Here is a 15,243-nt window from a genome sequence, read left to right on the forward strand (position 1 = left end):
TTAAATTTAAAATTTTAATATAAAAATAAAATGCAAGAAAACAAAGGAATCGATAAAAGTCAAATGATCAGTTTTGCGGTTTTATGTTTGGTTCTTTTCGGATTCATGTTCTATTTCCAGAACAAACAGTCGAAAGAAGAGCAGTTAAAAGCTCAGGAACAGAAAGTTGAGCAGGTAAAAAATGCTGTAAAACAGACTCAGGCAAGCAATATCAATCCAAATGTAACTCCTGGTGCCATCCAGACGGCCAGTTTGAACAACAAAGAACTGAACGTGGAATTCTCAAGCTTAGGAGGACAGGTTTCTAAAGTGCAGCTTTCGGAATATAAAGCATATGACCATAAAACAGATAAGGCGGATCTTCCTCTTTACCTGATCGACAAAAAGAATTCGAACTACGGTTTTCAGTTTAAAGATAAAACAGGAAAAGTAATCAATACTAAAGATTTGGTTTTTACACCTGCCGTTAATGGAAATACCGTAACAATGACGGCTAATTACAACAGTGCTGTTATTCAGTTTGTTTACACATTACTTCCAAAATATACACTTGATTTTAAAGTAAGAACGAAAGGGCTTGCTGCTATTACTGCTGATAACAAAGCAGATTTTATCTGGGACTACAGTGTAAGAAACCTGGAGAAAGGTAGAGCTCAGGAACAGTCTCACTCAGAATTCTCATATGCCTTCAATAATTATAAAGATTATGATTATGACGGAAGAACAACAATGGAGGAAGAAAAAGAAACTCTTAACTGGATTGGTGTAAAACAGCAGTTCTTTTCCTCTGTAATTGAATCCAAAAGCGGTTTCACACAAAGTAAAGGAAATCAGGAAGCTATTGAAGAAGGCGAATATCTGAAGAAACTTAATTTTGAAGGATTCGTACAGATGACAGGAAGCGAGCTTAACCAGGATTTTACCTGGTATTTTATGCCGCTTGATTTACCTCTGTTAAAATCATATGATAAAAACTTTGATGAAATATTACCATTAGGATGGTCTTTAATCGGTTGGATGAACCGTGGGTTCTTTATGCCAATGTATAATTTTATTGCCAGTTGGGGACTTACAGCAGGTTGGGTGATCTTCTTAATGACAATTATTGTAAAGCTGATCTTATCACCAATTATGTATAAGCAGCATAAGTTAAGTGCGATGATGAAAGTGATTCGTCCTGAAATTGACGAAGTAAATGCCAAGCTGAAAGATGCAGATCCAATGAAAAAGCAGCAGGCTACCATGGAAATCTACCGAAAGGCAGGAGTGAACCAGATGGCAGGGTGTCTTCCGGCTCTGGTACAGATTCCGATCTTCTACGCCTTATTCCGTTTCTTCCCGAACTTTATAGATCTTAGAGGAAAAGGGTTCTGGTTTGCAAAAGATTTAACGGCTTATGATGATTTGATTAAACTTCCATTTAAGATTCCTTTCTTAGGAGATCATTTAAGTATTTTTGCATTAGCGTGTACCATTGTGATTTTAATCTACACAGTAATGACTTCAGGAAATATGCAACAGCCTCAACAGGAGGGCATGCCGAATATGAAAGTGTTGATGTATATTTTCCCTATTACATTCCTTTTCTTCTTGAATACATCAGCATCAGGTCTTTCATGGTATTATTTTGTATCCAATGCGATCAATATTCTGATTATTCTTGTTATTAAATACTGGATACTGGATGAAAAGAAAATTCATGCGCAGATACAGGCAAATAAAGAAAAACCAAAATCTGAAGGTAAATTCCAGAAGAAAATGAGAGAAATGATGGAGAAAGCTCAGGATCAACAAAAAATTCAGGAGCAGCAGAAAAAAAAGAAATAAAATAACAGTATATTATAAAAAAGAGAAGCAAATTTTGCTTCTCTTTTTTGTTATGTTCTATTTAATCATATTCTAATCTGAATGATCTTCGGTGGTGTTTTGTCGGACCATATTTTATTAAAGCCTGCTGATGAGCTTTGGTGGCATATCCAAAATTGGTGTTCCAGTTATATTGTGGAAATTCTTCATGAAGTTCAATCATCAATCGATCCCTGTAGTTTTTGGCAAGAATAGAAGCTGCTGCAATAGATAAAACCTTTGCATCTCCTTGTATGATGCACTGATGAGGAATGTAATTATAAGGATGGAATTTATTTCCGTCTACTAAAATCAGCTCCGGAATTATTGTTAATTGATCTAATGCACGATGCATAGCATGAATGCTCGCATTAAGAATATTGTGTTCATCAATAAAAGAAGGAGGCAGTTCTGCAATGGCGTAATTTTTTACATTATCTTTTATATAACTATCCAGTTCCATCCTCGTCTTGAATGTCAGCTTCTTTGAATCATTAACTAAATTTGGCTTAAAGCTATCATCCAGAATAACGGCTGCCGCAACTACCGGACCGCTTAAGCATCCTCTTCCCACTTCATCACATCCAGCCTCGATGTAGAGATCCGTCCATTTTTGTAATAAGCCCATAAGTTTTTACCATATCATAAAGTGGTGTAAAATTAGTAAAATATATTGTAGTCTTAATCAATGAATATTTAGAACCTATTTATAATATATTGGTTAAAATCTCATAACAACTTTTATCGCTTGTGATTGTGTTTTATTTAAAAGTAGCGCTTTAGTCCCTGTTTAAATAGATAAAATATTTATATGCAATACATTGTATTATAAATGAAGTAAGTAATTATTTATCATTATAATGTGATTAATTCATTTGATAATCAGGTTGTTATCATGATATTTTGTTAATGTTTCCTATAGAAATTATCAATTAAAATGATTTGCCTTTTTCTGAAAAAAGATATTGTTTAAATAGTTTGTTATTGTTAATTATTTTGTTTTTAACTTAATTTAGTAATTTTTATCATATTTTTTTTAAAAATAAATGAATAATTGATATTTTTTTAAGATTTTATTTTGTGTTTTTAAGAAAGTTTTACAAATTTGTAGATGATACAAAATTAAAATTTGATATGAAGAAACTAACGACAAGTCTGCTTGTTTTGGTATTGTCTTCATCTGTTGCCATTGCTAACGCTCAACAGAAGAATGATACTGTAAAAACAAAAGAAATCGAGGGAGTAGTAGTAACTGCACTCGGAATTAAGAGAGAGAAAAGATCTCTCGGTTATGCTACTCAGGAAGTAAAGGGAGAGGCTGTTAATAAAAATCCTACTACTAACTTCTTAAATAACCTATCCGGTAAAGTAGCGGGTTTAGAAATTAAGCAAAGTACAAACTTTGGAGGATCTATCAATGTTGTTACAAGAGGATATAAATCTCTATTAGGAGATAACCAGGCGCTTTTTGTAGTAGATGGTGTTCCTATTATGAATAAAAATATCAATACGGCCAACCAAGCCACTGGTGGTGGTGGTTATGACTATGGAAGTTCAGTATCAGATATCAACCCCAATGATATAGAGACTATCAACGTTCTTAAAGGTGCGGCAGCAACTGCATTATATGGTTCGAGAGCACAGAATGGTGCCATCATTATTACTACAAAAAGAGGAAAGAAGAATAAAGAAGGTATTGGGATGGAATTCTCTACTTCTATTACTATGTCTACTATAGATAAATCTACTTTCCCGGAATATCAGACTCAATATGGACAAGGGTATACGGGCAGAAGCTTTAGTAGTGCATTGTATCAAGGAAGCCCAAGGGTATCTTTTGGTAATGATGCTTCTTACGGTTCGCCTTATGATGGATCAATGGTATGGCAGTATGGTGCATTTATTCCGGGTTCTCCAACTGAAGGACAAAGAACACCTTGGCAAATGGCGAAAAATGGTCCGATTAAATTCTTTAATACAGGAACAAATTACGTAAATAGTTTATCTTTCAATGGAGGAAATGATCAGGCAACTTATCGATTAAGTTATACAAACACTGATGCTTCTGATATAATGCCAAACAGTTCATTGATTAAAAATAACTTCAGTGGAAATGCATCATATAAATTGACAGATAAGTTGACTGCTAACTTATATGCCAATTATATTACTCAAAAAACTGTTGGTCGAAATACGACCGGTTATAATGATAATATTATGACTAATTTCAGACAATGGTGGGCTACAAACACTGATGTTAAAGATTTGCAGTATCTCTATGATGCGTATAAAAAGAATTATACATGGAATATGAGGAGTATGACAGATCTGACACCGGCATTCTGGGATAATCCTTATTTTCAGCGATATGAAAACTATCAGAATGACTCAAGAGACAGATTTGCAGGAAACTTCAGTTTAAGTTATGATGTAACAAAAGATATTAACCTATTAGTAAGAATGGGAAGAGATGGTTACACAATGATTACCGAGGACAGAAAAGCTGTAGGGTCATATACAGGGAATTCCTTTGGGTTAAATGGAGGGGTTAATCAGCCTTCAGGTTATGCTACGAGTCAATATAAGTTTTCCGAAACCAATTATGATTTCATAGGAACATATAAAAAGAATATTACTGATGATTTTAACTTCAATGTTCTATTAGGAGGTAACGTTAATGTACAAAAAACGTATTCTAATCAGCAATCTACATCAGGAGGTCTTTATATTCCTGGAATTTATACAATAGCGAATTCAAATTCTGCGCCAGTTAGACCTATAATTTCAGACTTATCAAAATATGTTTATGGCGTATTTGGTCAAATATCACTGGGGTATAAAAACACATATTACTTAGAAGGTACTTACAGAAGAGATCAGTCTACTGCTCTTCCTGAAAATGATGCTGTTTACTGGTATCCTTCATTATCTGCCAGTGTTGTATTTTCAAACCTAATAAAAGCAAACTGGTTGAATTTTGGTAAGATACGTGCAGCCTATGCAGAAGTGGGATCAGATACTGGAGCAGACCAGTTATTGAATAGATATTTCTCACAGCCTTCTTATGGAGACATTCCAATCTATGCTTACAACACAACTCTTAGAAATTTTGAACTTAAATCTCAAGGGCTTAAAAACATAGAATTCGGTATTGAAACAAAAATGTTTAATAATCGTTTAGGTTTTGATGTTGCTTGGTTCCAGAATAAAGCATTTGATCAGATATTACCGTTGCCAGTTTCTTTTGCTAACGGAGCGCTGGCTAAGACCCAAAATGCAGGAGAACTTACAACAAAAGGTTTTGAAGTATCCATTAATGCAACACCTATTAAAACAACTAATTTCTCTTGGGATTTAAGTTTAAACTGGTCTAATCCTTGGACAAAAGTAACGGCACTTGCTGAAGGTATTGAAAATATTACAATGGGTAGAGCCCAGGGTGGGGTTAGTATTAATGCCCCTCTTAATGGAGATTATGGTTCAATATGGACATCTGACTATGTTTATGATTCAAATGGACAGCGTATTGTTGGAGAAAATGGGGCTTATTTAGTAACAGACACTCCTACATATAACCAAGGAAGTTTCCAGGCTGACTGGACGGCTGGTATGAATAATACATTGAATTACAAGAACTTGTCATTAAGCTTCTTAATTGATTGGAGAAAAGGAGGAAAAATATATTCATTAGATCAATTTTATGGATATGGAACAGGGATCTATCCGGATTCAGTAGGATTTAATGATCTAGGAAATCCAATCAGAAATACGCTAGCCAATGGTGGAGGGGTAATTCTTCCGGGAGTAATGGAAAACCCTAATAGTCCTGGAACTTATATTCCGAATACAATCAGGTTGGATAAATCACAATCAAGCCAAGTGCTTGGAACAGACCTTCCTGGAGCAGCTTATGTATATGATGCAAGTTTCATAAAACTAAGAGAGGTAGCAATAACTTATAGATTTAATAAAGAATTCTTTAATTCTAAATTTATACAGGGCATGTCGGTAAGTTTAATAGGAAATAACTTATGGATTATGCATAAAAATTTACCTTATTCTGATCCGGAAGCAGGGCTTTCCTCTGGAAATATTCAAGGATACCAATCTGGACCAATGCCAGCTACTAGAAACATTTCATTTAATGTAAAAATTAATTTCTAAAGAACATGAAAAAATATATAATAACACCAATATTAGCTCTTTTGTTTATAGGATGTTCAACTACTGATGATGTCAATTTGGATGATCATGCATTTTATAACACGACTCAGGAGTCTTTACTTACTTATGCACAAAAAGAGCTTAGTGATTATATGAACACGCCTAGTGTGAATGAAAACAACTTTAGGCTGACTATGCAGTACTGGACAGAAACTATTTATGTAAATGAAAGTAATTATGACTTTACGAATAGAACCGTATCTAATAATGTTTGGACCGACAATTATGTGAACGTGTTGAAAAACCTGGATCAGGCAGAAAGAATTATTAATGCTTACGCGCCAACTCCCTCAGAAATAGCTTCATGGCCTGCTAAAAAGAAAAATCAGTTAGCTATAGTTGATATGTTGAAGGTTTATACTTATCAGGTTTTAGTGGATACCTATGGAGATATTCCTTATTCACAGGCTCTGAACATAGATCTTTATCCACTTCCGAAATATGACAAAGCATCTGAAATATACTCATCTCTTATAACTAAATTAACTGATGATATTAATAATTTATCAGCTACTGGAGGTACTTTTGGTAATGGAGATATATATTACAAGGGTGATATAGCAAAATGGAGGAAATTTGGAAATTCATTATTGCTTAAATTGGGAATTAGTTTAGCAGATGTTAATCCTACCTTAGCACAAAATACTGTAAACAAAGCAATAACAGGCGGTGTAATAACTTCATCAGGTGATAATTGCCAGTTTCAATATCTAGAAGCTTCTCCTAATGAAAATCCTATGTTCCAGGAAACGAGCTCCAGAGATGACTTTATTGCTGGAAAGACTTTGGTTGATTATATGAATGCTAATAGCGATCCAAGAATCAGTGCATATTATACAGATGTTGACGGTGATTATATAGGCCAAGTTATTGGGACTCCGGGAGAATTTGCTGATTTTTCAAATGCTGGCGAGTTTGCATATACTGCTACTACACCAGGGATAATTTTAAGCTATACTGAAGTGTCTTTTTATCGTGCTGAAGCCGCTGCAAGATGGGGTATAGGAGGAAGCCCTGCTGCATTATATTCTGATGCAATTACTTCATCTTTTAATGATTGGGGATTAGCATCAGATGCTGCCGCTTATATTGCTGCGCATCCATATAATGCTGCCAACTGGAAGAAATCTATTGGTGAGCAGGCTTGGGTTGCAATGTATAATCAGGCAATAACTTCCTGGAATTTTTACAGAAGATTAGACTATCCTCAATTGGTTGCTCCTTCAACTGCAATTCCAAATGCCGAAGGAAAAGTTCCTGTAAGACTTCAATATCCTACTGCTGAAGCTACAACGAATGGTAGTAATTATGCTGCTGCAAGTGCTGCAATCGGTGGAGATAAATTAACCACAAAAATATTCTGGGATATCAACTAAAGATATATTTTAACATTCATATCAAAAGCCGCCTTCGGGCGGTTTTTTTTGTTTAATATTTGTGACTTAAGGATTTTTTACAACGAAAATATGATATGTATGACATTGTTAATTTTGTGATTTATTTTTGCCTTACTCATTTTTAAGTGAGTAATTATTTTATTATCAGTAACTTATTGTGTATTTAGAAATATTCTATATAGAAAATATCAATTAAAATCAGTTGGATTTTTCTGAAACAAAATAATGGTTAGATGTTTTGTTTTTGTTAATTATATTGATTTTAACATAATTTAATGAATTATTGTTATTAATTATTAAATTTAATAAATATTTTGTATTTTTTTTATGATTTTACTTTGTGCTTTTAATAAAGTTTTACAAATTTGTACAGTCTTATAATTAAATTTGATATGAAGAAACTGACAACAAGTCTGCTTGTTTTGGTATTGTCTTCCTCTGTTGCTATTGCTCAAGCACAAGAGAAGAATGATACGATTAAAGCAAAAGAAATTGAAGGGGTGGTAGTAACTGCACTTGGGATTAAAAGAGAAAAGAAATCTCTTGGTTATGCTTCCCAGGAAATTAAGGCAAGTGCACTCTCTGATGGTACAACAAATACAGGGAATATAGCATCGCAATTATCAGGAAAGGTAGCTGGCTTAAATGTTACAACAAATAACAACTTTGGAGGCTCATCAAACTTATTGATAAGAGGTATAAAAACTCTTGGAGGGGGAAATCCTTTAATTGTGATTGATGGATCTCCAGTAAATAATACGTATACCCAGGAGAAAAATATTGATTATGGTAATGCTTTATCTGATATCAATCAGGAAGATATTGAATCTATCAACGTTTTAAAAGGTGCTGCGGCATCTGCTCTTTATGGAGAAAGAGGTTTAAATGGAGTAATTGTAATAACAACAAAGAATGGAAAGGGGAAAGATGACGGTTCCTGGGGAGTTACATTTTCTTCTTCGATGCAGGTTGGTTTTATTGATAAATCAACATTTCCCGAATACCAAACAAGCTATGGCGCCGGGTATTCTCAAAAATTTGGAACGCAGGCTGGTGATGGTTTAAATAATGCAAATTTCAATGCGGATGCATCTTGGGGTCCAAAATTTGATCCTAATTTGATGGTTTATCAATGGGACTCTTTTGACCCGACTTCTCCTAACTACAAAAAAGCTACACCATGGGTAGCTGCTAAAAACGGCCCGATTAAATTCTTTGATAATCCAACTACATTTAGTAATAGTGTAACCCTGGAAAAAGGACAAAAAGGGAAAAATATTAGTTTTACCTATGAAAATATGATGTCAGATGGTTTGATTCCTAATTCACATCTCAACAAGAATAATTTCTCTTTAAAGATTAACTATGACTTAACTCCCAAATTGCATACTTCCTTTTATTCTACAATGACTTTGCAGGATACCAAAGGACGTGGGATTACAGGGTATTCCAATAATATAGCAACAGGTTTCAGACAATGGTGGCAAACCAATGTAGATCTTAAGGACCTGGAGAATTCATATTTTGCGAATGTTGATCCTGCGATTGCCAGTGCATCGAACAATTATGGTAACGTCGTGTGGAATAGAAAATCAGCAACTAATGGAGCACCGGCATATTGGAATAACCCATATTTTCAAGCTTACCAAAACTATACTTCAGATAATAGGTTCAGAAGTTTTACTTATGCACAAGCAACCTATGATGTAATAGATAATATTTCTATTACTGGAAAAGTTTCTTATGATAGATCAAATCTTTTGGCAGAAAGTAGATTGGCTGTAGGATCTCTGCCACAAGCCTTTGGGCAATCCAATAATACTATTTCTTCTGGCTATGCAAGGCGTGATGTATTGAGGACTGAAACCAATTACGACTTAATGGCTAATTATAAATTTAATATAACAGATGATATTAATGTTTCTGGAGTTGTAGGTGGAAATATACGTAGAAATTATTTTAATTCTGTTTATGCTTCAACAGAAGGAGGCTTGGTAGTTGCGGGAATTTATGCATTGTCAAACTCTAAAAAATCACCTTTGGCATCAGATGAAAATGAGTTCACAACTCAAACAAATTCTGGATACATTACAGCCTCATTTGATTTCTTCAAAAAATTCTATATAGACGGAACATGGAGAGTGGATCAAAGCTCAACTTTGCCGGCAGGAAATAATGTATATAATTATCCTTCTGTAACAGGTGCAGTAATTATGTCTGAAATTTTAGATACTAAAAATTGGATGAATTTCTGGAAATTAAGAGCGAACTATGCAGAGGTTGGTGGTACAGCTGATCCATATCAGCTAGCTAATAATTATAGATCTGCAGGAATCTTATCAACTATAGGAATATACAATTCAATCTTAAATCAGTCTAATCCAAATCTAAAACCTCAAAGATCTAAAGAATTTGAAATAGGGACTGAAGCTCATTTCCTAAAAGATAGAATAACCGTTGACTTCGCTTATTATAAAACAAAAACAGTTGATCAAATCATTGTTCTTCCTGTTTCTTCAGGAATCGGATATACAGGTAAGGTTATCAACGCTGGTAGAATTGACAATACCGGATACGAAGTGCAGTTAGGATTAGTGCCAATTAAATCTAAAGATTTTACTTGGAATATAGATGTCAACTGGTCTAAAAATAAAAATGAAGTGGTTAGTCTGTATCCAGGAATCACCAATCTTTTATTAAATAGTTTTCAAGGAGGAGTTTCTTTAAATGCAAGAGTAGGAGAAGCTTGGGGAACATTGGTTGGGGCTGACTATACGTATTTAAACGGTGAGAAAGTAGTTGATCCAAAAACCGGAAAGTATTTGCAGAACCCTAATCAGATTATTGGTAACACTACTCCTGATTGGATTGGAGGGATAAGAAATAGTCTTAGTTATAAAGGATTCTCTTTAAGCTTCTTAATCGATATGCGCAAAGGAGGAGATATATTCTCAACGGATATGTATTATGGATTATCTTCAGGTCTATACAAAGAAACAGCTATTGGAGATTATAGAGATAAAAACGTTATACTCCCAGGAGTTCTTCCAAATGGAACTCCCAATAATATTGAATTGTCTCAGTTTGATAATGGAAGTTCTATGGGGTATAAAACACAGCCATCCCGTGAATTTGTTTATGATGGTTCCTTTATTAAGTTAAGAGAGGCTAGTATTGGATATATGCTTCCTAAATCTTTATTGGCTGGAACCAAAATTTATGATGCTAAAATTTCGATTGTAGGAAGAAATTTATGGATTATCCATAAAAATTTACCATATGCTGATCCTGAGGCTGTTGTGGGTGGAGGGCTCAATTCTTATGGGTGGTCCATCGGCTCAATGCCAACTACAAGAGATCTTGGAGTCAATGTAACATTTAAATTCTAAATTGCGTAAAAATGAAAAATATTTTAAAAATAAGTTTGGTATCTCTATGTGTAGGTTTAAGTTTAAGTTCATGTCAAAGTGATCTGACTTCTCTTAATGATGATCCTAAGCACCCATCGGTTCTACCATCAGAAAACTTGCTAGCTACTGCTTTGTATCAGTCATCCTATTATATGGATAATCCAAGTGTGAATTTTAACAATTACAGATTTTTTACACAACAGTGGGCTGAAACTCAATATCCGGACGAAAGTCAATATAACCTGGTTACCAGAAACCAGCCTAGAAATCATTTTAATAGAATGTATGTCTATAGTCTTAATAATATTAGACAAGCCAAAACTAATTTGAAAAACGAGGTTAATACCGATGATGTTCGTATTAATAAATTGGCAACGTTAGAAATTGAAGAAATCTTTATCTGGGAGAATTTGGTGGATACCTTTGGTGATGTTCCTTATTCTGAGACCTTTAAACCGGATGAAATTTTAACACCAAAATACGACGATGCAAAAACTATTTATGTTGATTTGATCAAAAGAATCAATGATGTTATTGCAACCATTAAGCCGGGTGCTAAAGGATACATGCCAATTGGCGGAGATTACTCCGGAGATCTGGTTTATTCCGGAGACATGGCGAAATGGACAAAGTTTGCTAATTCGATAAAATTAAGATTAGGTATAAATTTAGCGGATGTTGACCCTGCATTATCAAAAACTACTGTAGAATCAGCGATTGCTGGAGGTGTAATTTCTTCAGATGCGGAAGCCTATAAATTTAAATATGATGGAAATACATTTTCAAATCCTGTTTTTGACAATCTTGTAGCTTCCGGTAGAAATGACTTTTTACCAAGTCAGTTAGTTATTAATACCATGAGTAGTTTATCAGATCCAAGAATGGACGTATGGTTTACAAAAGTTGGGGGAGTTTATAAAGGAGGAGTTTTCGGAGAATTAAATGATCCTTATACTAATTTCTCACAATTAAGTCCTTATTTCAGATCTGCAACTACCGCTTCAAATTTATTGAGTTATGCGGAAGTGTCCTTCTTAAAAGCTGAAGCTGCAGCAAGAGGATACTCTGTTGGAGGTACTGCTGCAGATCTTTATATTGCTGCTGTAACAGAATCTATGAGAGAAAATGGAGTAAGTACAGCCAATACAGTAACGTATTTAGCTGCTAATCCATTTAATGTGGCAAACTGGAAACAATCTATCGGTACACAAGCTTGGATTGCAATGTTTAACAAAGGATTTGCAAGCTGGAATTTTACAAGACGTTTGGATAGTCCAACACTTGTTAATCCTCCAAAGTCTAATTTATCATCTGTACCTTACAGAATGCCATATTCCGATCAGGAGTATGTCTTAAACGGGGCTAACGTTAACGCAGCTGCCAGTAAAATTGGTGGAGATAAAGCAACAACAAAACTTTTCTGGGATAAATTTTAATCCCTTAGTATATTTAACATTCATATCAAAACCGCCTTCGGGCGGTTTTTTTATTTCCGTATATTTGTATCTCAAATTTGAGATGAAATAAGGCTATTCCATGTGGCCTTTAAAAAGTTAATATATAACACATGAATATTAAAGATAGTATAGAAAAGAAACTTGCAGAGGTTATTTTAAATGTATACCAGTTAAAAGATATCCATCTGGAGATTCAGGAAAATAAAACGGAATTTGAAGGTGACTTTACCATTGTAACATTTCCATTGGTAAAACAGCTGAAGAAAAATCCGGAAAGTATTGGCGTTGAACTGGGAGAAGCTTTAACTGAGCAGTCTGATCTGTTTGAAAGTTTTAATGTGGTGAAAGGGTTCCTTAATGTTAAGATACAGAACCAGCTGTTTGTGGATAATTTCAGATCTGTGAGCAATGATTTTGATACGATTGAAAAGAAAAATTCTACAGTAATGGTGGAATATTCTTCTCCAAATACGAACAAGCCACTTCACCTGGGACACGTAAGAAACAACCTGTTAGGTTTTTCTGTAGCTCAAATCTTAAAAGAGGCCGGTTATGATGTGATTAAATCACAAATCATTAACGACCGAGGAATTCATATCTGCAAATCGATGTTGGCCTGGGAGAAATTCGGACATGGAGAAACTCCTGAAACATCCCATATAAAAGGAGATAAATTTGTTGGAAACTACTATGTAGAATTCGATAAGAACTATAAAAAAGAAATTGCCGAACTTGTAGGTCAGGGAATAGAAGAAGAGCAGGCTAAAAAAGAGGCTCCTTTGATCAAAGAAGCTCAGAAAATGCTTGTAGATTGGGAAAACGGAGATCAGCAGGTAAGAGATCTTTGGAACGAAATGAATTCCTGGGTTTATAAAGGATTCAATGAAACTTACAAAAGATTGGGAGTAGATTTTGATCAGGTTCAGTACGAAAGCAATACGTATATTTTAGGAAAAGATCTGATCCAGGAAGGATTGGACAAAGGTATTCTTTATCAGAAAGAAGATGGCTCCGTATGGTGTGATCTTACCGATGAAGGCCTTGATCAGAAACTGCTGCTTCGTTCAGACGGAACTTCGGTTTATATGACTCAGGATTTGGGAACGGCTGTTCAGCGTTTCAAGGAAAATAATATTCAGAAGCTGATCTATACGGTAGGAAACGAGCAGGATTATCATTTCCAGGTTTTATTTAAAATCATGAAGAAGTTGGGATATTCCTGGGCAGATCAATTGTTCCATCTTTCTTATGGAATGGTAGAACTTCCTGAAGGTAAAATGAAATCCCGTGAAGGAACCGTAGTGGATGCAGATGATCTCATGCAGGAAATGTATGGGACAGCAAAATCTATCACTACAGAATTAGGAAAACTGGAGGGGCTTTCTGAAGAAGAAAAAGAAGTTTCTTATGAGATAATAGGATTAGCTGCTTTGAAGTATTTTATGCTAAAGGTAGATCCAAAGAAAAAAATGATGTTTAATCCTGCTGAAAGTGTAGAGTTTTCAGGAAATACAGGTCCGTTTATTCTTTATACCTATGCACGTATTCAATCCTTGCTTTCAAAAGCCGGCGTAGATTACAAGGAAATTTCTGATGTAACCTTAAATCAATACGAGAAAGAACTGATCATGTTATTGACAAATTATAAAACTGTGGTTGCGAAATCAGCAGAAGCATTAAGCCCTGCTTTAGTAGCGAACTATGTTTATGATCTGGTTAAATCTTATAATTCATTCTATCAGAGTAATATCATTCTGAAACTGGAAGATGAAAAATTAAAACAATTCCGTTTAAATTTATCTGACCTGACAGCTAAAACGATCAAAAAATCATTAGCATTGCTCGGTATCGGAACTGTAGACAGAATGTAAAAAATAAAGCCTCCTGAAATTTTTGGGAGGCTTTTTTATGTGTAAAATGTATTAATGATAAACAACCATTAATGTTACCGTTTTGTAACTACGTATTCCAAGGTTATCATATTTCTTTCAACTCATCCTCTCTTTTGCTATCTCTGTACAACTTTGCAGCACTCCATTTTGCGTGCTTGGAAAGAACAACCTTATAGCCTTTTTTGTAGTTATACACTTTCGTAAATTCGGCTCCGAAAAAGATAAGCATACAGGAATAATTAATCCACATCATAATTAAAATAACGGTTCCTGCGGCTCCAAAAGTAGATGTAGGTTTAAAATTACCAAAATAAAGGCTCAGTAAAAATTTACCCAGTGTAAATAAAATGGTGGTCAGTAAAGCTCCTTTCCATACAGGTTTCCAACTGATTTTGATATCAGGAAGCACTTTGAACATAAGTGCAAATAAAAGCATCACCAATCCAAAACCAATGGCAAAATTCACCAACTCTACAAGCATATAAGTCTCAAGACCAAAGTAATTGGTAATCCAATTGTTAAACAGGCTGATCATTGAAGATAAAATCATTGTGATCATCAGTAAAAATCCAAGAATCAGGATCATTCCTAATGAGTTGGCTCTGTCCAAAAGAAATTTCACCAGGGCTTTTTTAGGAGCAGCTTCCACATCCCAAAGCGTATTCAAAGTATGCTGCAGCTGAAAAAATAAAGTAGTGGAACCAAAAACTAACGATCCGATCCCTACAATTTTCATAAAAATATTTTGCTTGTCAATGAGTGCTCCCGCAATCATCCCTTCAATACTTTTAGCAACGTCTTTTCCCATCAATCCGCTGATCTGGTTGCTGATCTCACCGCGGATGGCTTCCTCACCAAAGAAATTTCCTGCAATCCAGATAATAATGATCAATAATCCCGGGATAGAAAAAATCGCATAATAGGCAAGACTTGCCGAATCTTTTGATGCGGAAGAATTGTTCCATTCAGCGAAGGTATCTTTCAGTACCTCCCAGAAAAATTTGATGGTATTGATCAT

Annotated in this window: 8 protein-coding genes; 6 read left to right on the forward strand and 2 right to left on the reverse strand. The window is 34.7% G+C overall.

Annotation, left to right across the window (positions count from 1 at the left end):
• Nucleotides 1-30: 30 nt before the first annotated feature.
• The gene (gene yidC, locus ACTJIV_RS15225) at nt 31-1,827 is read left to right on the forward strand and encodes a membrane protein insertase YidC (protein ID WP_440628453.1); all 1,797 of its coding nucleotides are present in this window, start codon (nt 31-33) and stop codon (nt 1,825-1,827) included.
• Between the two features lie 61 nt (nt 1,828-1,888).
• Here yidC and ACTJIV_RS15230 read toward each other — a convergent pair whose 3' ends face one another.
• Complete coding sequence (locus ACTJIV_RS15230) at nt 1,889-2,473, reverse strand: ribonuclease HII (RefSeq protein WP_111955237.1); 585 nt, start codon at nt 2,471-2,473, stop codon at nt 1,889-1,891.
• A 506-nt stretch (nt 2,474-2,979) separates the two neighbouring features.
• Here ACTJIV_RS15230 and ACTJIV_RS15235 point away from each other — a divergent pair.
• The 5 genes from ACTJIV_RS15235 to argS all read left to right on the forward strand — a co-directional run bounded on the left by ACTJIV_RS15235 (nt 2,980) and on the right by argS (nt 14,204).
• The gene (locus tag ACTJIV_RS15235; protein WP_111955634.1) at nt 2,980-6,009 is read left to right on the forward strand and encodes a SusC/RagA family TonB-linked outer membrane protein; all 3,030 of its coding nucleotides are present in this window, start codon (nt 2,980-2,982) and stop codon (nt 6,007-6,009) included.
• A 5-nt stretch (nt 6,010-6,014) separates the two neighbouring features.
• The gene (locus ACTJIV_RS15240; RefSeq protein WP_111955235.1) at nt 6,015-7,445 is read left to right on the forward strand and encodes a SusD/RagB family nutrient-binding outer membrane lipoprotein; all 1,431 of its coding nucleotides are present in this window, start codon (nt 6,015-6,017) and stop codon (nt 7,443-7,445) included.
• Nucleotides 7,446-7,858: 413 nt separating this feature from the next.
• On the forward strand, nt 7,859-10,855 hold the full coding sequence (locus ACTJIV_RS15245) for a SusC/RagA family TonB-linked outer membrane protein (RefSeq protein ID WP_111955233.1): 2,997 nt from the start codon (nt 7,859-7,861) through the stop codon (nt 10,853-10,855).
• An 11-nt stretch (nt 10,856-10,866) separates the two neighbouring features.
• Nucleotides 10,867-12,312 carry a SusD/RagB family nutrient-binding outer membrane lipoprotein gene (locus ACTJIV_RS15250; RefSeq protein WP_111955231.1) on the forward strand — a complete coding sequence of 482 codons (1,446 nt, stop codon included), beginning with the start codon at nt 10,867-10,869 and terminating at the stop codon, nt 12,310-12,312.
• Nucleotides 12,313-12,443: 131 nt separating this feature from the next.
• Nucleotides 12,444-14,204 carry an arginine--tRNA ligase gene (gene argS / locus ACTJIV_RS15255; RefSeq protein WP_440628457.1) on the forward strand — a complete coding sequence of 587 codons (1,761 nt, stop codon included), beginning with the start codon at nt 12,444-12,446 and terminating at the stop codon, nt 14,202-14,204.
• 106 nt (nt 14,205-14,310) lie between these two features.
• Here the strand turns inward: argS and ACTJIV_RS15260 are convergent, their stop codons facing one another.
• Complete coding sequence (locus tag ACTJIV_RS15260; protein ID WP_111955227.1) at nt 14,311-15,243, reverse strand: YihY/virulence factor BrkB family protein; 933 nt, start codon at nt 15,241-15,243, stop codon at nt 14,311-14,313.

Origin of the sequence: Chryseobacterium sp. 22532 (assembly GCF_052044665.1) — a bacterium.
Lineage (GTDB): Bacteria > Bacteroidota > Bacteroidia > Flavobacteriales > Weeksellaceae > Chryseobacterium > Chryseobacterium lathyri.

Bases quoted from the DNA above. Each gene is read 5' to 3' on its own strand.
- argS (WP_440628457.1), top strand. From the start codon at position 12,444: ATGAATATTAAAGATAGTATAGAAAAGAAACTTGCAGAGGTTATTTTA.
- ACTJIV_RS15260 (WP_111955227.1), bottom strand. From the start codon at position 15,243: ATGATCAATACCATCAAATTTTTCTGGGAGGTACTGAAAGATACCTTC.
- ACTJIV_RS15245 (WP_111955233.1), top strand. From the start codon at position 7,859: ATGAAGAAACTGACAACAAGTCTGCTTGTTTTGGTATTGTCTTCCTCT.
- yidC (WP_440628453.1), top strand. From the start codon at position 31: ATGCAAGAAAACAAAGGAATCGATAAAAGTCAAATGATCAGTTTTGCG.
- ACTJIV_RS15235 (WP_111955634.1), top strand. From the start codon at position 2,980: ATGAAGAAACTAACGACAAGTCTGCTTGTTTTGGTATTGTCTTCATCT.
- ACTJIV_RS15240 (WP_111955235.1), top strand. From the start codon at position 6,015: ATGAAAAAATATATAATAACACCAATATTAGCTCTTTTGTTTATAGGA.
- ACTJIV_RS15250 (WP_111955231.1), top strand. From the start codon at position 10,867: ATGAAAAATATTTTAAAAATAAGTTTGGTATCTCTATGTGTAGGTTTA.
- ACTJIV_RS15230 (WP_111955237.1), bottom strand. From the start codon at position 2,473: ATGGGCTTATTACAAAAATGGACGGATCTCTACATCGAGGCTGGATGT.